This is a genomic window from Pseudovibrio sp. FO-BEG1 (assembly GCF_000236645.1).
Classification (GTDB): Bacteria; Pseudomonadota; Alphaproteobacteria; order Rhizobiales; family Stappiaceae; genus Pseudovibrio.
In genome coordinates this window covers 468,800-490,856 of record NC_016642.1, presented here as the reverse complement: position 1 = coordinate 490,856, position 22,057 = coordinate 468,800, and the positions used below count along the sequence as shown (strand labels likewise).

The following is a 22,057-nucleotide window of genomic DNA, read 5'->3' as shown; positions in this document are numbered from 1 at the left end:
ATGGCTGAAGCGAAGTCAAGATATGCCAAACAAACGGTAACAACTGAGCAGGGGATTCGCGTATTTTCCCGATATTATCCCATTTATTTATGCGAATGATTTGCAACTGCAAAAGTGCGGAAAAGCTTTTAATGACAATAAGTTGCAACTAAAACTCATATTTAGAAAAAGTCTAAACTACTGAAAGTGCTTGTTTTTAAACTTGACAACAAAAGTCAGGAATATGAAATAGCCGCAGTTTCTCGCGCTTTAAAGCGTGAATACGTTTGCTAACTGAATTCGTGCAGCCTGGATTTTCCAAGCTTAGCGTGAGGCGAGTTCACTGCACATTTAAGGGGATTACAATGAGCTTTATCCGTGGCGCTTTGCTCGGTACAGTCGCACTCGGCAGCCTTTCCACTGTTGCTGTCGCTGCAACTCCTTCTGACGTTCTTGCAACCTACGGCGACATTGCCCAGGCAGCGTTTGAAGACTCTCTGACAACTGCAAAGACCTTGCAAGGTGCGATCGACACACTTGTCGCAGAGCCAACTGAAGACAACTTGAAGGCCGCACGCCGCGCATGGATTGCAGCTCGTAACCCATACCAGCAGACTGAAGTTTACCGTTTTGGTAACGCGATCGTTGATGACTGGGAAGGCAAGGTCAACGCATGGCCGCTGGACGAAGGTCTGATCGACTACGTTGATGGCGCTTACGGCAATGAGTCCGAAGAGAACCCATACTACGCTGCAAACATCATCGCGAACGCGAAAGTGACCGTTGCTGGCGAAGAAATCGACGCAACTGAAATCACCCCAGCACTGCTTGCTGATCAGCTTCAGGAAGCTGGTGAAGTGGAAGCAAACGTTGCGACCGGTTACCACGCAATTGAGTTCCTGCTGTGGGGACAAGATTTGAACGGAACGGGGAAAGGTGCTGGCAACCGTCCTGCTTCTGACTTCGACACAGCAAACTGCACCGGCGGCAACTGTGAGCGCCGCGTACAGTACCTTCAGGCAGCAACCAAGCTACTTATCACCGATCTGGAAGAGATGGTTGCAGCATGGCAGGCTGACGGCGCAGCACGTAAAGATCTGGCTGACAAAGGCGAAGCTGCAGGCATTGCTACCATCCTGACCGGCATGGGTTCCCTTTCTTACGGCGAGCTGGCTGGTGAGCGCATGAAGCTCGGCCTGATGCTGAACGATCCTGAAGAAGAGCATGACTGCTTCTCTGACAACACCCACATGTCTCACTACAACGACGTGGTTGGCATCAACAACGTATTCCAGGGCAAGTACACCCGCGTTGACGGTTCTGTTGTTGAGGGCGCTTCCCTTAAGGACCTGCTTGCAAAGGCAGATTCTGCAGTTTCCGCTGAACTGGAAGGCAAGCTGAACGCGTCTCTCGGCACCTTTACAGCTATGAAGACCCGCGCAGAAACCACTGAATCCTACGACCAGATGATCGGCGAAGGAAACACAGAAGGTAATGCTGTTGTGCAGGCTGCGGTTGATAGCCTTGTTGACCAGACTGCTTCTATCCAGCGTGCTGTTCAGGTTCTGAAACTGGAAAAGATTGCGTTCGAAGGCTCCGACAGCCTCGACAATCCTTCTGCAGTATTCGAATAAGAAATCCAGTCCCGCATGAGCCAACTCATGCGGGACTTATCCCCCTCGCCTTCTGTTTGCGTTGATATTTGCGTTGGTTTGCGTGTTTTGGCGTTTTTGTGAAGGCCTATGTAATACAGGCACCCAATATGCCAGGAATGGTTCCAGCCACACTTCGCCGCCGTGCCGGAGTGATAGCCACTACCGCCGCCGCTTTTACCAGCATCCTTATCCCTTCTGCTTCTGCTGTTGATCTGGACCAACGAACCGACCTTAGTGCCGGGGATAAAGCAAAAGTCAGCCGCGTTTTGAAGGCGCCGACTGATTTCTCTAAAGCTGAAAACTTTGAATTGATGCAGGCGGGGAAAACGACGACCCGGAAGCCGCTCAATCGTGCTGTCTTTACTTTCCCAAGTGCTAATCTGCCTTTTGAGAAGCATCAGGACTTCCGTCTTGGAGAAAGTCTCTTCCAGAAGTTTTGGGTCTCTACCCCAAGTTCCACACGTGCCTCTGATGGTCTGGGCCCGCTGTTTAACGCGCGCGCCTGCGAGAGCTGTCATCCGAAAGCCGGACGTGGCCGCCCACCGATTGATGACGAACGCCCGGTTTCCATCTTCATGCGCCTCTCAGTTGCCCCTTCCACGCCGGAAGAGCGGGCTCTGATCGAGAGCGGTGAAGTTCCTCTCCTTCCCGAACCAACCTATGGCGGCCAATTGCAGAACTTTGGCGTGCCGGGTGTGCCTGGTGAAGGCGAAATGAAAATTACCTACGAAGAGATCAAAGTGGATCTCTCCGACGGCGAAGTCGCTTCCCTGCGCAAACCGAGCTACTCTATCGAGAACCTTGCTTACGGTCCGATGTCTGAGCATGCGCTGATTTCTGCGCGCGTTGCGCCGCCGATGATTGGCCTTGGCCTACTGGAAGCGATTGCAGAAACTGACATCACCTCTCAAGCTGATCCAGATGATGCTGACAATGACGGCATTTCTGGCCGCGTCAGCTGGGTGAACCCGGCAGACCCTGACACCAAGCAGATTGGCCGCTTTGGCTGGAAGGCAATCAATGCCACGGTCGAATCCCAGTCTTCAGGCGCGTTTGTGGGCGACATCGGCATTTCAACTCCGTATGATCCGCGCAACTACGGCGATTGCACCGAAGCGCAGACTGTTTGCTTTGAGCAAGCTCATGGCGAGCAAGAACACCTTGGTGTTTCCGAGGCTCCAGACCCTGTACTGGATCTGGTCACCTTCTACTCCCAGAACCTTGCGGTGCCAGCCCGCCGTGACGTGAGTGATGCGCAAGTGCTTGCTGGTAAGAAGGTATTTTATGAGGCAGGCTGTGCAAGCTGCCACACACCAAAATATGTCACCAGCCGCACTGCGGAGAATCCAGAACATCAGTTCCAGCTGATCTGGCCTTATACAGACCTGCTGTTGCACGATATGGGCGAAGGTTTGTCTGATGGTCGTCCAACAGGTTCCGCGAGCGGAAATGAATGGAAAACACCGCCGCTTTGGGGTATTGGACTGACTGAAACTGTCAATAATCACAGGTTCTTCCTGCACGATGGACGTGCACGCGGTTTGCTGGAAGCGGTGCTGTGGCACGGTGGTGAAGCAGAAGCTGCCAAAACACGTGTGGTTGAAATGCCTGCTAAGGATCGAGCCAATCTGATCCGGTTCCTGGAGTCTCTTTGATGCAGTTTAAGCGCGCTGTCACTTTTAGTCTGGCCCTCGCCGCGATTACCGCAGTATCCAGCCCTTCTTTTGCGGCAGATACTCCGGACTATGCTCAGTTTACACGCTCCAGCGTTGAACAGTACATCCGGCCAGCAGCCCAACAGCTCGTCAGCGCGCTTACTGATCTTGAGAAAAGCACAGGCGATCTTTGCACCACACCCAATGCAGACAACTCTGCGGCCTTCAATGAAGCCTTCAGCAAATCCGTTGCTGCACTGGCAGGTGTTGATTTTCTGAGATTTGGCCCGATGGCGCAGGACAACCTTGCTCAACGGCTTGCCTTTTTGCCAGACAGCCGCGGTGTTGTGCGCCGGCAGATCAATAAAGTGGTCGCCAAGCAGGATCCGACAGTCCGTGAGCCTGCCGCGCTCTCCGTAAAAAGTGTCGCCTTGCAGGGCCTGACGGCGCTGGAGCGCATCTCCTACGCCAGTGATGGTTCTCTAACCCTTGGCACCGGCAAAGACGCTGTCTTCCTTTGTGACTATGCCGAGAGCATCAGCATCAATCTGGTGGGTGCCGGACTGGAGCTGGAAGCGGAATGGGCCTCTCCCGATGGGTTCTCTGAGGTTCTGCTGAACCCAAGCAAAGACGGCGGCGTGGTGCACACCCACAAAGAAGCTGCGGAGATGGTGTTCAACTCCATCACCACGGGTCTGATTGTCGACAAAGATCAGTATCTGCTTGTTGTGCTTGGCAAGACCGAGAAAAAAGCCAACCCGAAGAAGGCGCCTTTTGCCCGCAGTGGCAATGCAGTGACTTATCTCTCCGCAAGCCTTGCTGGTCTGCAAGGTGCTTTAAATGCAGGTGGCTATGCCAAGGTTCTGGAAGATGAGCAGGACTGGGTGGACAGCTCTCTCAACTTTGAATTTTCCAATGCTCAGCGCGTGCTTGCCAACTTGCCGAAGCCGCTGCAGGACACAGGCAAAGAGCCTGAAGTTCGTGAACAGCTGCGCTACCTGATCACCATCATCGATGGCATCAAGGTGGTGATGGCAGAAGATCTTGCTGGCTACCTTGGCCTTGCCGGAGGCTTCAATGCGCTTGATGGCGACTAACCCCCTTGCTCTGAGCCGACGGCAGTTTCTGACAGGTCTGGCGGCCTCTGGCGTTGCGCTCAGCGCCAGCAGCTCTCTGTCCTTTGCCAATGGTCTGCCATTTGCGGAAACAGAAGACCTGCAGTTGTTTGCCAGTGCCCTGCGCACGCCAACTGGCAGCTACGCGCTGGCTGTGTTCAGTGAAGACGGCGAGATCCTCTATCAAACCGCCCTGCCGGATCGTGGTCATGCCATCTCCTTTGATCACAACAGTATGCGCCTGCTCTCCTTTGCGCGTCGTCCCGAGAACTTTGCGGTGCTTGCGGACCTGACAGGTGCGCGGGAGCCTCTCGTGTTCACATCTCCCGAGGGCCGGCACTTTTACGGGCACGGCGTGTTCTCGCCTGACGGTCGCCTGGCGTATGCGCCTGAGAACGACTTTGAGAATGTGCGCGGTGTGATCGGTGTCTATGATCTTTCCGGAGACCAGCCAAAGCGGATTGGTGAGTTTGAAAGCTATGGCGTTGGTCCACATGACTTGCTGATGTCGCCTGATGGCTCCCAGCTTGTTGTTGCCAATGGCGGGATTGAAACCCACCCTGATAAGGGGCGCGAGAAACTCAATCTGGACAGCATGCAGCCAAACGTGGCTTTCATTGACACCGCGACCGGTGAGCTGCTTGCCAAGCAGGCGTTGGGTTCTGACCTGCATCAGCTTTCCCTGCGCCACATGAGCTTTGACGGCAATGGGGACGTTTGGGTTGGTGGTCAGTTCCAAGGCGCAAAGGATGCGACACCTCCATTGATGGTGCATCTGGGGCTTGATAAGGCAGCCACTGCACTGGAGATGCCTCTGGAGATCACACAAGGCCTGCAGAACTACGTTGGCAGCGTGGAGATGAACCGAACCGGCGATGTGATCGCCGCCTCCTGCCCACGCGGTGGCAAGATCCTCTACTGGGATGTAGCGGAGCGTTCGTTCATTGGCTTCCACCAGGTTGCCGATGGCTGCGGTGTGGCTCCGCTGGACGAGGAAAGCTTTGCAATTACTGACGGAAACGGTGCCATCAGCTTTGGTGGAACCGACGATGATGTGGCCCAGATTATCAGCCAAAGCGCAGGCATCAGCTGGGATAACCACCTGACACCACTGGGTATCTTGCGGGAGGGATAGGTTCTCCCGCGCCTTTCCACATTTTCGAGGGTTGTTGTAATTGGCGCATTGCAGCGCGGCCTAGGATCGGGTAAAGACTACAGCACCTCAAGGGCCCTTGCGCCCGATACAGGCACCCGTAGCTCAGTTGGATAGAGCGCTGCCCTCCGAAGGCAGAGGCCAGAGGTTCGAATCCTCTCGGGTGCGCCATATTTTTCAATAACTTAGATAGACTTGTGTGACTGTGGATTTCAGCAAAGGAACCACATAGTAACCACTCGAGCTACTCTGACGACATCATCCACGATGGCAATGATAATTGTTGCTCTTTATAAAGAGAATCTCATATCAAGAAGTTGTTCTTTTTATTTATGAGTAAACATCGATGCTGACTTGGAAAAAACTTCTTTGCGATGAAAGATTTGGCGACATCTATAAAAAGCAGTCTATTGGGACAGTTCAAAACAAACCAGATCTTTTAAGCGACCACCAGTTTAGGCTACCGCAGGAAAGAGATCATGACCGCGTTCTATTCTGCTCACCATTCCGGCGCCTTGGAGACAAAACACAAGTCTTTCCTTTAGAAAGTATCGAAAGTGTACGTACTCGATTGACACATTCTTATGAGGTTGCAAACCTTGCTCGTTCAATCGGTTCCGAAATTGCTATTAAGTTTAGAGACCAATTTAAAGCTGAGGGACTGGACGTTGAAGATATCAATCGACAACTACCAGCAATTTTGGCAGCTGTCGGCCTAGCTCACGACATTGGAAACCCGCCATTTGGGCATCAGGGTGAGAACGCGATACGTGCTTGGTTTGCGCGCAATCAAGACAACTTATTTGCGTCCGAAGGAGACTGTGAGAAAGCTAAAGACATAAACTCTCTAACCAAACAGCATAAAAAGGACTTTCTACATTTCGAGGGTAATGCTCAAGGCCTTCGAGTTTTATCAAAGCTACTCGTTTTAGGGGATGACCTAGGATTAAACTTAACCTTGGGTACTCTCTCATCGCTGATGAAGTACATTGGCCCCTCTAACGAGTTGGATAAGGATGTGAAGTCCCGAAAGAAGGTTGGATACTTCACCGCAGAGGCAAAGCTTGTCAAGCAAGTGAGAAAGCACACGGGATTGAGCGGCAATACTCGACATCCACTTGCCTTAATAATGGAAGCATGTGACGACATTGCTTATTCAGTGATCGACGTTGAAGATTCTATTAAAAAGAGCCTAGTATCATTTAACGACTTAGTTGAATGGTTAGAAAGATACAATCAAAAACTTGCCACAGACCTCAACACTCCCAAAGATGCCCGCTCCGCAGATCCTATCATTACTTATCTTTGCGAATCTGCAAAAAAAGCTCACGAAGATCTGGCGACACATAACCTCCAACCGTCTGAACTCAATGAAGTTGCAACACAGCGATTTAGAGTTAACGCAATACACATAATGGTCTGTGCTGTTGTTGATGCATTCGAGCAAAATTATGAAAGCATAATGGGGGATCGTTTCAACAGCGATCTAACAAGCTGCTCACAAGCCAGTCACTTGTATGAAGCCTTGAAAGGTTTCGCAGCTCAAAACGCCTTTAGTAACAAATCTGTACTTCAATTGGAGTTGAATGGGTACAATGTAATTAACGAACTCATGGATTTTCTATGGATGGGCATCAGCCAGCGAGAAGATTACAATGAACTTGGTAGTCGTCGTTCAAATCCATTTGCGAGTTACGTGTACAGCCGTATTTCAAAGAATTACAAGCGGTTATTTGAAGGCACTGTAAAACAATACCATCAAGGCGAAGATCTCCCTGTACGATACCGGGAAATGCTATTATTAACAGACATGATATCGGGTATGACAGATCGTTTTTGCATGGATCTGCACAGTGAATTGAAACAGCACTATGTCGAAATGCAACCAACAGCAAGCTAGTAAGCTAAAATCAAAAATTGAGTACTTTTTGTCGGCTGGCAGGCGTAGAGACCGGCAGCCGGCATTGGACACAATCACCAAGCTTCAGAAGGTTGGCGACTTGGCAATCGTTGGAGGAATGTTGCGGGACATAACTCTTGCTGGAAATCGAGCATTTTCTTCCGATATTGATCTAGTCATCAACCCCAAAGATCCAGAAGAATTTCATGATTTGGCGCGCCAGCTAAAAGGTAAACGCAACAGGTTTGGCGGGTATGCATTTGACACTGGCATATGGTCGGTCGAAGTCTGGTCATTACCCGAAACTTGGGCACATATCCATCAACATAGCTGTATTGAAACTTTTGACGATTTGCGCAAGGCAACTTTTTTTGATTGCGACGCTATAATTTACAACATTGAAAACAAAGAATTATATGTTTCTGACGATTACTTTCAGCGCTTGAGCGACCGAGTGATTAACGTCAACTTGGAGCAGAACCCAAACATAATTGGCAATATCGTTCGAGCATTCAGATACGCCTACAATAAAGATATGCGCTGGGAGCGCGACTTATCCCTTTTTATTGCCGAGAGTTTTAATAGAGTTAGCTGGACTGACTTACTCGGATACGAACGCCGCTCCTTTAGAACAAACTACATCAGCTCAATAAGTCAGGCTGACTTTTTTCTAAACATAGAAAACTATCTTGCCTCCAATGAAGCACGTTTTTTTGATCCGTTCGCAAAGTTCAAGCAGCAAAAACAATACGAGCTCTTTTAGTAAAACTATCTGAAACAGCATTCACTTAGCTTCTGCATTCTCGGATATCGATGGCATTGTTTCTGTTTCTGCATTCCGAATAAACTTTCGTATCCGCTCAACCTCAATAAAATATTTGGTAATTTGATTTTCCTCTGTTTCACCAAATGAATCTGGGCGGTCCATCAAACGCCGATAAGTGTCATAAAACTCAGATTCACCCAACCTAAAAGCTTTCATTCCTTCTGCAACTTTTAGTCCTCGATGAAAGCTCAACGCTAGAGCCACATGCGATGAGATAGCGACGAGTAACCATTTAGAAGAAGTATCGCTTTCTAAGGGGATAACAGCTCCTAACAACGGAACAGCCCAGCCAGAAATTATCGTCCAGTAGACACAATAGTAATGAAACTTGGTATAAGCGACCGCACGCCTTTTCCAGAATCCCAAAGTTCCTTGAATTCTACTATAGTGTTCAGATAACTTTCGCCTCCCTTCATCTGTGAACGCACCTGTTTTATCAAATGAAATACCTCCCGGGTTCAATTTGACAGGTGCGAGTATTGCACGAAGTGTAGACCAAAGGCTGATGATAGCTAAAGCGCAATAAATAACAGTTGCTACAAGCCAATAGTCCATCAATTAACATCCCAATACTGCAATCAAAGTGCAAAAACTCAATTCAACAAAGCATCATATAGCATAACCTAAAGCAGTAAACTGCTCCATCTAACTAACTGCAAAATAATCACTTTACAAAATAAGTGTATGCATGTTTTTTCCGGCTTTGGAAGTAAAGCTGAGAGCTTAGCACCACAAAAAGCAAAAACATACGAGCATTTACATAGTAAATGCGTAACTCCATCAGATTTTAAATGAGCAAAATTCACTTATATTCAGAATTCATATGTCCCTTGTCCTGAGAGGCTTCTCAGGATGTTGTCGTAGGCCCTCAATGTGTTAATGGAACGTTAAAGCTTGATTTAAAGTCATTTCGTTTATTAGGGGGCAAATATGCTGGAGATCACCCAAGAAACACGTTCTGAGCAGACGGATTGCGGTATCTCGTTCGACGTTAAAATCTCCAGCGTTGTAAATTATGCGAGTTGGCAGAACTCAGTTCCCCTCCTCTCTTTCGTCGAACTGCATAACTCCGCAGATCACGCACAGAACAATCTGACGCTAGAGCTAAGCTTCACTCCGTCATTCGCTAAGGCCAAGAGCTGGAAGATTGATCGCTTACCCGCTGACGAGACACTCAGCCTTTCAAATCTTGAGGTGACTTTAGACCCAGATTACCTGCAAGGACTGGATGAAGCTGAAAAAGGAGTTGCCGTATTCCAGCTACGAAATGCTGATGGGGATCTTGTCACTGAGCACAGAAAAGAATTGCGGTTACTAGCTCGCGACGAATGGGGCGGTTTTGCAGGCATGGCAAGCATTGTGGCTGCGTTTGTTATGCCAAACGATCCAGCAATCGCTCAGATTCAACGCGATGCTGGAGAGGTTCTTGCTAAATACGGATATTCACCAGCTCTGGACGGATATCAGAGTAAGGACCCTAAACGAGTTTACATGCTGGGCGCTGCACTCTGGTCAGCGGTGGCGGGTATGGGCTTGCTTTACGCTGAGCCGCCCAAGAGTTTTGAGGTTCACGGGCAAAAAGTTCGGCGCCCATCAACTATCCGAGAACAGGGCCTAGCCACATGTTTTGATAGCACGCTCTTCTTTGCATCTGCTCTCGAGGCAATTGGTCTGAATCCTGTTGTGCTTATCACTGAGGGTCATAGTTATTGCGGTTTCTGGCTCAGAGAGACAACGCTTCCGTCGCTCATTGAGCAAGATCCGACTGAAATCAGAAAAGCACTTGCTGCACGCGAGCTTATTGTTTTCGAAACGACTGGGATTACTCATCGCCCAGCTGATCAATTTGAAAAAGCAATTGCAATCGCCAAGAGCTACACGAACGAAGAAAACGAAGCCAAGTTCGTGGGCGCGATTGATATTGCCCGCGCAAGAGCATCTCAAATCCGCCCCATGGCCTCACACCAAGCGGTAACCTCAGAAAATCACAGTGAGGCTCCAGAGTTTGAAGCAACAACTCTGCCATTGCCCAAAGCCCCTAGTTTCGAAGCACTGCCAACAGACGAGGCTGAAGAATCTCCGAGTACTCCAAAGGATAGGATCGCACGCTGGCAAAACAAGCTGCTTGATCTGTCGTTGAGAAACCGCCTGTTGAACTTTAAGCCGACTAAGCAAACGGTACCATTTTTATGCACTGACGTTCCTCTGCTGGAAGACCGCCTCGCTGAGAGGAAGAAAATTCGTGTCATCTCATTGCCGGAAGAGAACCCTCATGGGGAGCGCGATGAGGATCTACATCTCAAAAAGACCGGACAAGATCTGGATCAAGAGTTTGCGGCACAAGCAATCGCGAGAAATGAACTTCCTTCGACACTTGAGAAGCGGGAACTGGACAAACGCCTTACGGAGCTCTTCAGGCGTGCAAAAAATGATCTGAACGAGGGCGGCTCCAACACCTTGTTCCTTGCTGTTGGTTTCCTGCGCTGGAAGAAGTCAGCTGATGACGAAAAGGCCTATAAAGCACCGTTACTGCTTATCCCGGTCAAACTCACGCGTAAGAGTGCTGCATCCCGCTTCAACTTGGAGCACCATGAGGACGAAGTGCGCTTTAACGCAACTCTGATGGAGTTCCTCAAGAAGGACTACAATCTCTCTCTTCCAGCATTCGATACAAAGTTGCCAACCGATGAGAGCGGCATTGACGTTCCTTACGTATTTGAGATGGTTCGGAAAGCAGTGCGTGACGTGCCGGGCTTTGAAGTTGTCGATGAGACGGCACTCTCAACCTTCTCTTTTGCAAAGTTCCTTATGTGGAAGGATCTCGTTGAGCGTACTGATGATCTGCGCAAGAACCGCGTCGTAAAGCACTTAATTGACAATCCAGACAAAGCTTTTGAGCCGGGTGTTTCAACTGCTTTCCCTTCTGAACGCGATATCGACGTAAAATACGATCCCAAGGACATCATCACCCCTCTTCCTGCCGACTCCTCTCAGTTAAGTGCAGTCATGGCTGCTGTAGAAGGTCAGGACTTTATCCTTGTCGGTCCTCCAGGTACGGGCAAAAGCCAGACCATCACAAACATGATCGCTCAGTGTTTGGCTAATAACAAAAGCGTCTTGTTTGTTGCTGAAAAGACTGCAGCTCTGGATGTTGTGTATCGTCGCTTGCGAGAACATGGATTGGGTGAGTTTTGCTTGGAGCTGCATTCAAACAAAGCAGAACGCAAGCAGTTTCTGGCACAACTCAAAAGTTCATGGGAGCAAGGTACAAAGCCAGATACGGGCGAATGGGTACGCATCAATGAGCAGCTTAAGGTTCGTCGAGATCATCTTAACGACTACATTAATGCCCTTCATACGCCTTCTGCCTGTGGCCTTACTGTGTTTGATGCTCTGGGATTAGCCGTCAAACATGCCAATGATTACACTCCTAAGCTCAATTGGGATAACAACAAGACCATTGGAAAGGAAACGCTAGCGCAGCTTCAGGACACTGTAAGCGAAATCGCCAGCGTGCACCGCGAAGTGCAACCAATCCCCGCTCTTAACCTTATTAAGCATCAAGATTGGTCTGTACGCTGGCAAAATGACTTACTGGATGTAATCTCAGCAACTGCGAATGTGACATCCAAATTTCTAGAACAATTAGATGCCTTCAATCAACTTGTTGATTTCAAGGCAACGGCACAACTTAGTCTGCAGGATATAGAAAATATTTGCTCATTTTCAGAGCAAGTTTTATCAACTCAAAACACTCCATTGAGTATCGTGTTCGAAGAGCACTTTGATGAGATCAAGGCGTCTGCATCTAAGTTGATCCATCAACTAGATGCCTTCAATCAACTTGTTGATTTTAAAGCAAGTGACACTCTCATCTTGCAGAATATTGAAGAGATCTGCTCGCTGGCAGAATTAATTCAATCAACACAAAATATGAAACTGGATCAGGTCTTTGAAGCGCGCTTCAATAAGCTCAAGGCGTCTGTATCCAGTTTTCTCTATCAATTGACGGCCTTCAATCGTCTCTCAAACTTTACAGCAAATGACACCCTCATCTTACGCGATATTGAGGAAATTTGCTCGCTAGCAGAGCTAGTCCAATCAGCTCAGAGAAAGCAGTCAGGTGTTGTATTTGAAGAGCGTTTTGATGAAATCAAAGCAGCTGTAAGCGATCTTCTTAGTCAACTGGATACCTTCAATCAGCTTAGTGATTTTAAAGCTAGTGACACCTTAAGCTTGCAAGATATTGAAGAAGTTTGTGCGTTTGCCGAGCTGGTTCAATCAACAAAGGAAACGCAGTTAGGCGTTGTATTTGAAGAGCGCTTTGACGAGATTAAGGCAACCTCTCAAAACCTAGAAAAAGATGTAATCCGGTTTAGGACAGCAGAGGCACAACTAAGTGCATCGTATGATGAAGCAACAATCTTGCGATTACCGGTAGACTCTCTGGACCACAATTGGCGTGAAGCTTGTTCTAAAATGTGGCCGTTCTCCGCTTTTGCAAAAGGCAAAATAAGAAAACTGCTACAAACCTATACTAAAAATGGTAGCGCAAATCCCGAAACTGAAATTTTTCAGCTACGAGAGATGCAAGATGCATTGAATGCAATTCAAAAACAGGATGATCAACGTTTCTACCCAAATTGGGATGGAACGCAGACAGATGTTGAAAAATTCAGCTCTTACTTTGACTTAGCTGAGAAAGTCAAAGCCGTATTCGTTCATATCGATCATCTCAGCAACTCAACCATCTTCAAGAATAAGCAGTTACGTTCTTGCTTAGAGGGTGGAGAGTTCAATCATCCGTTGCGTTTACAATCCCAAAAGTTGCTCAAAGCAAAAGAACATTTTCATGTTAAGTTTGCGCAACTCTGTGACTTTACAAGTTCGCTCGCGAAACAAAGAGATAGGCGCTCCCTACCTAAATGGGAAGCTACGCAAACAGATATTGACCAACTTCGCTCATATTTTGACTTAGCTGAGGAAAGCACAAAGGCCTTCCGACATATCAATCACCTGAGCAATACCACAGTCTTCGAAAGCGAAGAACTCCGCACTAGCCTATCTGAGGGAAGTGCTGATGATCCGTTACGGTTACAGGCAGCAAAATTGATTGAAGCTGCGAAGCTCTTCCGTGACGGGTTAGGCCGTTTTTGCCACGCAGCAGGTTCTAACAAAGATCATTTTGAAGGGACTGCAATCTTACATAGATTGCAGGATGATCTCCAAGTCTTGACCGACAATTCAAAACAGCTTCAAGTCTGGACCGAATGGCAGAAAGTCAAAACAACTGCTGAAAATCAAGACCTCACGCCATTTATTGAGGCCATTGAGAACCAACTCATTCCTCATGAAGACTTAGAGAAGCGTTTTACGGTTGCTTTTGCAAACTGGTGGCTCCCAGAAGCCATCGATAACACTCATGTTCTTCGCAGTTTTAAGCGCTTCAAGCATGAAGAGATGCTGCAGCAGTTCCGAAAACTGGATGACCAAGCGCGAGCTACTGCGGCATACAAAGTACAATCTGCCCTAAACCATAAGCTGCCATCACAGCATGCTGTTCCCAAGAGCTCAGAACTTGGAACACTTCGTCACCAGATGAACTTGAAACGCCCGAGCAAATCTATTCGTGACGTAATCTCAGCTATGCCTGGGACATTCAGCAAGTTGGCTCCCTGCCTTCTTATGTCTCCACTGTCAATTTCGCAGTATCTTCCTGCAGGCCAATCCCAGTTTGATGTGGTGATTTTCGATGAAGCTTCCCAGATCACGACATGGGATGCTGTTGGCGCAATCGCACGTGGTACACAAACGATCATTGTGGGGGATCCTAAGCAGCTGCCTCCAACCAACTTCTTTGGTCGCTCAGAACAAGATGATGATGAAGAGCTAGAAGCTTACGAGAAGGATCTGGAAAGTATCCTTGAAGAGGCAAAAGCCTCTGGTTTGCCTAACTTGCAACTGAACTGGCACTACCGCAGTCGCCACGAGTCCCTCATCGCATTCTCCAACTGGCACTACTACGAAAACAGGCTGATTACATTCCCATCACCTGTCGTGGCAGACCGTGCTGTCAAACTCGTTCACACGCCGGACGCAGTTTATGATCGAGGCAAGAGCAGAACCAATAAGCTAGAAGCCCAGAATATCGTCAAAGAAGCGGTTAAACGCCTGCGCAAATGGATTGATCTGCCGGAAGAAGATCGCCCTACACTTGGCGTAATAACCTTCAACCAACAGCAACAAAGTTTGATTCAGGACTTGTTTGACGCTGAGTTGCGTAATCATCCTGAGTTGGAATGGTTCTTTGCTGATGAACGTATTGAACCAGTTATCGTCCGCAACCTTGAGAACGTTCAGGGTGATGAACGCGATGTAATGATGTTCTCAATTACGTTTGCACCTGACCTTGCTGGCAAGATGTCCATGTCGTTTGGCGCGATCAATAAAGATGGCGGGGAACGCAGATTAAACGTTGCTGTAACCCGCGCACGCGAAGAACTACTCATTTTCAGTACGGTTACGGCAGATGCTATTGATACATCTCGGACGAAAGCCCTCGGCGTTAAGCATCTTAAGGAGTTCCTGAGCTTTGCTGAAAAAGGCACGATTGCACTAGCAGCTTCAGACGATGGTTCTGTAGGAGGCTATGATAGCCCATTCGAAGAAGCTGTTTCCGAAGCACTACAGATGCGAGGCTGGACAATCGTTCCGCAGGTCGGAGTGTCAGGCTTCAGAGTAGATTTAGGCATTGTACACCCAGATAAACCGGGAGCGTTTATTGCTGGTGTAGAATGCGATGGAGCAACATACCATAGTTCAGCAACGGCACGGGATCGCGATAAAGTACGCGAGCAGGTACTGCGCAATCTAGGTTGGGAAATCCTTCGTATTTGGTCTCCTGATTGGTGGTACGACTCTCAACATGTAGCAGACGAGATCCATCAAAAGCTTCGAGACCTGTTAGCCGATAGCCGTGCGGCAGATAAATTGAGGGAAGAGCAAGCAGCAGAGGCTGCAAAGCTTGAAGAAGAGAGCTTGGCTTTTGAAGCTCAACTTGATGAAAGCATTCCAGAGACATCTCTTGAAGAGGTCAAGGAAACGGCAAAGGCTGATAAGAATGAGCCAGTACAGAACACTCCATTGCGCGGTAATCACTCTGTAACTTCAGCATCAGATGTGCCATCACCAACATCAAAGCCATATGAGTGGACAGACCTTTCTGGCCTTTCACCGGATCCAGACAAATTTCATGACTCTGAATATGCTCCAACACTGTCGGAGATGATCAGAAAAATTGTATCGGATGAAGGGCCAATCAAAGATACAGCATTGGCGCAGCGCATTACCAAAGCGCATGGTTGGAGTAGAACTGGTGCTGTGTTGCGGCGTGAAATTGAGAAGCACTTTGCGAACTTTGACCTTCACGAGGAAACAACAGGTACCTTCGTTTGGGAAAAAGATAGCAAAACGCAACTCATTGGCTTCAGGCCAGCAGTCAACAAAGATTACAGGCGCTCTGTAACGGATATTCCAATTGCTGAAATCGCCGGTCTCATTGATGAGCAGCCCCATTTGCTCCGAGAAGAGGACCCGGTCAATGCAATTGCCCGAGCAATGGGTTATGACCGCGTCGCTGCAGCCATTCGAGCAAGAGTCGCGGAAGCAATTGATTACTTTCGAGCACGCTCTGAGTAACTAAGCCCAAGAGATCAAATCAATGGGCGGATCTATTTCTGCCCATTGAAAACCAAACTACGTTTGATTTGATAGCCAATCATGTGCCTGCGCGCCTTTTTGCAAAAGGAATGCAACACGACGCGCAATTTCAAGCTCTGACATCTTCTTTCCGTGAATATCAAGCCCGGTTACTTCCGTTTGCAGGGCACCCCCGTCCTTTCCAGTGACTTCGCTTTTTATCTTTTGACCATAACGGGAAGGGCAATGCTTCTCTGCAATCCACTGGCGCGTTTGTATGCGTAAGCGCGACCGCTGAACGTTCTCTGCATTGAAAGCCAATGTGGTTTCATTTTTGGTAATGCGCTCTACCCAGTCATTGCGAGCATCATCGGCAATCTCCAACATCTCATCAACGAGGCTATCAGCAGCAAAACTGCGAGCCGTCTCATACGCAAACTGGAACTCAGGATGAGTTTTAAGCCAACTGTAGACAGTTTTCCGAGTCGGCATGGCCTCATCTTCGCAAATGGAGCGAAGGCTCTCAGCTGCGCTTAAACGCTCACAGATCGCGTCTGCAATACTATCACTATAGTCGCTTAATCGGCCCTTTGGAGAATGCTCGCTTGCCGGTTTAGAAATGCATCGTGATTTCGTTCTACTTTGTGCCAGCGCTTCCTTCATTGCGATATCAAAATCAGGATGGGCTTTTCGCCATTTATAGATGCTCGCAACGCTCGGCATCGAACCAAGGCGCGCAATTGCCTTGAGTGACGTACCTTTGGAAACGAGATCACAAATCCGCCGCGCTTTGGCTTTTGAAAACCGGATGAAACCTCGTTTTTGCCTCGTCTTATTGCTCATCTCTTTGCCTTGCATTTCAACTTCAATCATCGGCATAATTACGTAGGGTAACATTGAGTTTCAGCGTAATAAAGGGGAAGACAATGCGTCCAAACACCATTCGATATGTGGAGACCGTGAAGCGGGCATCAGGCGCTGTGTTGTATTACGCACGTCGATATCGTGGCGGCCCTCGAGTTCGTCTTCCTGACGACCCAGAAAGCCAAGAGTTCCTGATGGCGTATGGAGCTGCAATGGCTAAACTCAGTCAGGTGATCTCACCAGTGCCACGAAAGACTATGAACTCCCATTCTATCGGATGGCTGATCCGCACTTACATGGACAGCAGCCAATTCAATCGTCTTGCGTCCTCAACTCAGAAATACCAACGCTACGCCTTCAAGCGTATTAGCGCCCTTTACGAGCACACGCGATTTAGCAAGCTCACAAGCAAGCAAATCAAGCTTGATATGGAAGCATTTCAAACAACACCGGAAGCAGCGAATGCGTTCTTAAAAACCCTAAAAAGCCTCATCAAATGGGCCATTCATATTGAGTACGTGGATGTGGACCCAACTATCGGGGTGCATTACTTCCCCAAAAACCGTGAAGGCTTCCATACATGGCAACCAGACGAAATGCAGGCTTTCGAGAAAGCGTTTCCAATTGGAACTCCTGAGCGTCTCGCATATGAGCTGCTTGCTTGTACCGGCGCGAGGGTTGGCGATGTCATCCGTTTGGGGCCTACCAACATCCATGAAGGCAGTCTCAGATACGTTACTCAGAAAACTCAGGTCTGTGTCCGTCTGCCGATTGTGGCCTCACTTCAACAAGCTCTGGAAACAGGCCCTGTTGGGCAAGACACCTTCCTACAACTTCCTAAGAAGTGTGAGCCATTTCCAGATTCCAAAGCGTTCTCGCGCTTTTTCAAGAAAGCCTGTAAAGCCGCTGACGTTCCTGGCACTCCACATGGTCTTCGCAAAGCTGCAGCAGTCCGCCTCGCACATGGAGGGGCGACCACCAACCAAATCTGTGCAGCTCTTGGTTGGAAAACCGTGCAAATGGCCGAGCTCTATACAAAAGCGATGGACCGAGAAACGATCGGCCTTCATGTTGGCCATCTGCTAGCGCGAAATCCGATGCTCCAATAGCTTTGCGAAAGTTCCCATCAAAGAACGTAACTGCTTCAGATCACTGACAGAACGCCCAGCGCCTAAAACGACAGAATAATTTCGCTTACCCGTTTCCAGCATCCATACATACACACACCTCCCTAAGGGGAGGTGTGTGTATGTATGTACTACGGTCTCGACCATGCGCGCCCATCTCGAACGACAACAAGTTCCTTATGCGACAAAGCTTCAACAGCTCTATTAAATGCATTTCTTCTAGCAGTCCGCTGATCGCTCTTCGACAAATCTGAAGTATTCGCAGCATTGAACCACACATCAAGAGGGATTGTTTCTTCCCCCGTATTAGCCAACTCGGTGAGCAACGCATTCCTTACCACCGATTGCACGCGGGATAGTCCAGATGTCCGATCGGTTTTGTCCAGTGTGTTAGGCGCTACGTCGACGATACAGGACGACAGTCCAGCATCAACATCTATAGAGATGGGCTTGATGCAAAACGGTATTGCCTCGCTTATTGGACCATCCTTCTGTTTCTCCAACTGAGCTTGCAGCCGATCTCCGTTTTTCTCAACCAGAATAACCGTATCAGCCGCAGCCTTAAGAGAGGTGACACCACGCATGCCCTTGGACTTATCTTTACCTGAGTGATGAACAACCATTACATGGAATCCAAAGCCTTGGGTAAAAATGGACGCGGCTTGCAAGAAAGCGGCCATATCGACAGGTTGAGAATCTACGCCCCCGTTGAGCATTCCAGACAACGTGTCTAAGACTACAACAACTTTAGATATCCCTCGCTCTGCCGCCATCTCCCTGATATCAATTGCCAGTTCCGAAATGCGGCCCATATTCTCCCGCATATCCAATCTTTTAGGAATCAGTCCAAAGGGCAGGTCCTCTAAGTCAGGGTGGGACAACCGCCATGCTGCAATACGATTTTGGATCGCGGGATACCCTTCAGCTGCAATGTAAAACACACCACATTGTTTAGTTTCTCTCCCAAACCAGTCTAGCTCTGCAGCTATTCTCAACACGACATCCAAGGCGAAAAATGTCTTCCCAACACCTGACTCACCATAAATTACAGACAGTTCGCCAGCCCGCAAAACTCCCTCGACGATATCGTGCTCAGATCCTACGATTTCCTCTTTTCCAAACCAAACGATCTGATATCCCGTTTTAGGCAGTTTATCGGGCAACCGTGCACTCAGGTTCTGCTTATCATTATCCTTCATGGAAAACTCCAATTCTCCGCACGCTACCACTGCTTGGCAGCCATTTGTCTTAAGCTCCTAAGGGATCTTAAAAATTGCTGTCGGAAGTTGAACGATGCCTGTTCGCATCAATCCACTCATGAAGATCACGTTTCAGATAAATGATACGCCGCCCTAATTTCGCATAGACAGGCCCTTCACCGGACAGTCTCCACTTAGCCAATGAGCCGCAAGTCACTCCTAGCAACTCGCTTGTCTGTTGAGCGGTAAGGAACTCATTTTCTAGATCAATTGTCATCTATTCAACTCCTTTGAGATCCATCGTGATCAACCCAAAGGAAGCCATAGAAGCCTGAGCTAGTCAGGGGACAATCAACGGCATTGTTTGTCCCTTGACCTGAACTTTTGGCGTTACATGCCGCCTGATAGCTCTTTATATTTGACCTTCCACAGCATCACGGAAGCGTTGGAGAGATCGCTGTGAATGCTTAAAAGCCTATCCAAATCAATCCCATTCAAGTCAACATTTGGGACATCTCGCTCAAGGACACAATCAGCACCAGAGCGAAAGACATCACCGGAAACTTGCCCTGCAATTATTGCGTACTCAAACAATTGCGCGTTGTCTTTGTTCTTGGATAACCGTTTTTTCCATTTCTTTAGCGTTTCGGGTTCTAACCCCAGTTTCTCAGCAACTTCATCTACCGCCTTTGTGATCGAAGTTCCCTTTCCATGCTGAAACATGGCGAGACAAACGGCTTTAATTCGACATTCCTGAAGATCGTAAGGAGTATTGGAGTGAAGTTTATTGTGAGGCTGGAAGAGAGGCTCTACCTGCCCAACCTCCAACGCAGAAATGCCACGAAAAAGATCTTTCCAGTAGGGCACCTCCCCTCGCAAGTCAGCCCTAACCACAGCAAGGCACACCTTCTGTTCTAACTTTTCTGAGAGCGCCAACATTTTTCTAGAGGGCACCTCAAACCCTGCGCTAATCGCATATCGCCAAAGAATTTTTGCTGAATCAGGATCAACGAAATTCACGCTATGGAAGTAGAGAGTACCAACAGCCTCATACATTTGAGCCGGTATTAAGCCACAAGGAGGATACGCCTTTTTCAGAAAACTGCGGAGGCCTGCGTTGTGGTTCAATATAACCTTGCCAGCAATAACAAAATGGGCCCCCTGAATTGTGAGCCTTACCAATCGCGCTATTAGACCCAAACGCCGCAAAGCCAACTGATGGGCAGTTTCCGCATCTGTAATACCGGCACGCTGAGAACTCATTTGCTCCAATTCAGAAAGAATTTGAGCCAACTCACGCTCCATGGGGTATTCCACAAACTCCAGTTCTTTCATTTCCCCTCCCAGCTATAGTGTCACTTCCTCTTCATCGCGTCAGACAGCGCAAGGCCGACGTCATCGCTGACAGCCTTGATTGGGTCTTCGTGCAAATGTGCGTATCGTTGTGTTGTTGCTGAATCTCGATGGCCTAGAAGCGCGCCTATCATTGGCAAGCTAGCGCCGCGTGAAATTGCTAAACTTGCAAAACTGTGACGCAAATCATGAAGGCGGACTTCGTTGAAGCCAAGTTTCTCACGAAGCTTACGCCACACTTTTGGAGCTCCCTGATAATATCCCTCCCCTCGTTGGGCGGGAAATACATAGGGGCACCCTTTCAACTTTGGGATTCCTTCAATAATTTCGCAGGCCGCAGCATTGATGCGGATGTTCTTCTGACCAGTTTTAGAATCTTCCAAGCGCAGATAACCAAGCCGCAGATCTACCTCAGACCATTTCAGTTGCTCAATTTCACCACGTCTTGCGCCGGTGAAAATCAATAACTGTATTATCGCAACTGCCGACGCGTTCGCTCCATCTGCAGCCATGACATCCAGCTCTTTGCCCAGGACAATCAGTTCATCTTCGGAAAGGTATAGCTCGTTCTTTTTGTCGGCGTACCGCTTAACGCCGTGTACTGGATTTTCAGCAACCAGTCCTTTTTCGATGGCATAGCTATAAATCCCCCCTAGCAGACCAACACTACGCGTTGCTGCACCTTTGCCACCAGTTACGATTGCCCGTACCTTACCCCGTCGCTCAATGTCTGGAATGCGCCCTTCTGCAATGTCTTGCATAAACCGTTTCACATCGGCTTTGGTAAGCAGGTCAACTCGTTTGTTTCCTATGAGGGGCTTGATGTGACGCTCTATGCGCCCTTTATCCGTTGCCAGCGTACTAACCTTTTTGGTGCCGGTACCGTGTAGCAGATAGTCTGCACAGAGTTGGGAGACTGTTAACTGCCTGTTGTCTACCTGTTTCTGTTTAGCTGGATCTTCCCCATTTGCGGCCTTACCCAGAATACGCTGAGCTTCCCGCCGAGCCTGATCCGGCGTCCATGTTCCATGAGGGCCAATTGTGTATCTGCGCGTCGGCGCACTGCGACCAGTACCGTGCCGATACTTGCACACGTAGGTTTTTCGCCCTCCCTTGGCAACTTTCAATCCGAACCCCTTCAGCTCGGCATCCCAAATGAAATAATCCTTCTCTTGAGGGGTAGCCCGATCGATTGTTGTTTTTGTGAGCTTAACAGCCATTTGCCCTCGTAAGTTTTGACGGTTATTGGCAACAAGGTAACCACATAGTAACCACCAAAACAAGAAACGAGAGGAATCGAACGAAACTGATATATGTCTATATCTATTGTTTTCAATTGGTTATGAATATAAAAGAACCGAAATAAATTCAAACACGCCCTAGTTCCGCACCCTCCGAAGGCAGAGGCCAGAGGTTCGAATCCTCTCGGGTGCGCCACTCTCTCATAAAATTTGAAGTTTGTTACGCAAGTCAGAAGGCTTGCTTGTGATTTTCCGCGCGTGTGCCTCGTGTGTGGTATTGGCTTTGATTTCT

14 protein-coding genes and 1 tRNA gene are annotated in these 22,057 nt (G+C 48.5%); 9 read left to right on the top strand and 6 right to left on the bottom strand.

The features are described from left to right. Positions 1–344 precede the first annotated feature (344 nt). From PSE_RS02265 to PSE_RS26600, 7 genes are all read left to right on the top strand, one after another. Positions 345–1,613 (top strand): imelysin family protein, encoded by a 1,269-nt coding sequence (locus tag PSE_RS02265; RefSeq protein WP_014283393.1) that lies wholly within the window; start codon positions 345–347, stop codon positions 1,611–1,613. A gap of 128 nt (positions 1,614–1,741) precedes the next feature. Then, on the top strand, positions 1,742–3,289 hold the full coding sequence (locus PSE_RS02260) for a di-heme oxidoredictase family protein (protein WP_051125864.1): 1,548 nt from the start codon (positions 1,742–1,744) through the stop codon (positions 3,287–3,289). Further along, entirely contained in the window at positions 3,289–4,386 is a 1,098-nt protein-coding gene (locus tag PSE_RS02255; RefSeq protein ID WP_014283391.1) for an imelysin family protein, read from the top strand. Before PSE_RS02260 ends, PSE_RS02255 begins: the two co-directional genes overlap by 1 nt. Further along, a complete protein-coding gene (locus PSE_RS02250) occupies positions 4,376–5,539 on the top strand; it encodes a DUF1513 domain-containing protein (protein WP_014283390.1) in 1,164 nt (387 codons plus the stop codon). The genes PSE_RS02255 and PSE_RS02250 overlap by 11 nt, the downstream gene beginning before the upstream one ends. Positions 5,540–5,651: 112 nt before the next feature. Next, positions 5,652–5,728: transfer RNA gene (locus PSE_RS02245), tRNA-Arg, on the top strand. A gap of 175 nt (positions 5,729–5,903) precedes the next feature. Beyond that, positions 5,904–7,457 (top strand): dGTP triphosphohydrolase, encoded by a 1,554-nt coding sequence (dgt, locus tag PSE_RS02240; RefSeq protein WP_014283389.1) that lies wholly within the window; start codon positions 5,904–5,906, stop codon positions 7,455–7,457. A gap of 64 nt (positions 7,458–7,521) precedes the next feature. Then, positions 7,522–8,220 carry a hypothetical protein gene (locus PSE_RS26600; RefSeq protein ID WP_148266073.1) on the top strand — a complete coding sequence of 233 codons (699 nt, stop codon included), beginning with the start codon at positions 7,522–7,524 and terminating at the stop codon, positions 8,218–8,220. Between the two features lie 21 nt (positions 8,221–8,241). On the opposite strand, the gene PSE_RS02230 is transcribed toward PSE_RS26600, so the two are convergent. Beyond that, positions 8,242–8,838, bottom strand: coding sequence for a hypothetical protein (locus tag PSE_RS02230; RefSeq protein WP_041767838.1), 597 nt, complete (start codon positions 8,836–8,838; stop codon positions 8,242–8,244). Positions 8,839–9,213: 375 nt separating this feature from the next. On the opposite strand from PSE_RS02230, the gene PSE_RS26595 reads away from it, so the two are divergent. Beyond that, positions 9,214–15,981, top strand: a complete 6,768-nt coding sequence (locus tag PSE_RS26595) for a DUF3320 domain-containing protein (protein WP_014283386.1) — start codon at positions 9,214–9,216, stop codon at positions 15,979–15,981. 57 nt (positions 15,982–16,038) lie between these two features. Here PSE_RS26595 and PSE_RS02220 read toward each other — a convergent pair whose 3' ends face one another. After that, a complete protein-coding gene (locus PSE_RS02220; protein ID WP_244421338.1) occupies positions 16,039–16,854 on the bottom strand; it encodes a hypothetical protein in 816 nt (271 codons plus the stop codon). A gap of 53 nt (positions 16,855–16,907) precedes the next feature. Here PSE_RS02220 and PSE_RS02215 point away from each other — a divergent pair, with 53 nt between their 5' ends. Then, positions 16,908–17,954: a tyrosine-type recombinase/integrase gene (locus PSE_RS02215; RefSeq protein ID WP_014283384.1), complete on the top strand. Its 1,047-nt coding sequence runs from the start codon at positions 16,908–16,910 to the stop codon at positions 17,952–17,954. Between the two features lie 149 nt (positions 17,955–18,103). Here the strand turns inward: PSE_RS02215 and PSE_RS02210 are convergent, their stop codons facing one another. From PSE_RS02210 to PSE_RS02195, 4 genes are all read right to left on the bottom strand, one after another. Continuing rightward, positions 18,104–19,171 carry an AAA family ATPase gene (locus PSE_RS02210; RefSeq protein ID WP_041767837.1) on the bottom strand — a complete coding sequence of 356 codons (1,068 nt, stop codon included), beginning with the start codon at positions 19,169–19,171 and terminating at the stop codon, positions 18,104–18,106. Between the two features lie 67 nt (positions 19,172–19,238). Further along, on the bottom strand, positions 19,239–19,448 hold the full coding sequence (locus PSE_RS26865; protein ID WP_041767835.1) for an AlpA family transcriptional regulator: 210 nt from the start codon (positions 19,446–19,448) through the stop codon (positions 19,239–19,241). Between the two features lie 113 nt (positions 19,449–19,561). Beyond that, on the bottom strand, positions 19,562–20,506 hold the full coding sequence (locus PSE_RS02200; RefSeq protein WP_014283381.1) for a hypothetical protein: 945 nt from the start codon (positions 20,504–20,506) through the stop codon (positions 19,562–19,564). Between the two features lie 20 nt (positions 20,507–20,526). Further along, positions 20,527–21,744, bottom strand: a complete 1,218-nt coding sequence (locus tag PSE_RS02195) for a site-specific integrase (protein ID WP_014283380.1) — start codon at positions 21,742–21,744, stop codon at positions 20,527–20,529. Positions 21,745–22,057: the final 313 nt, after the last annotated feature.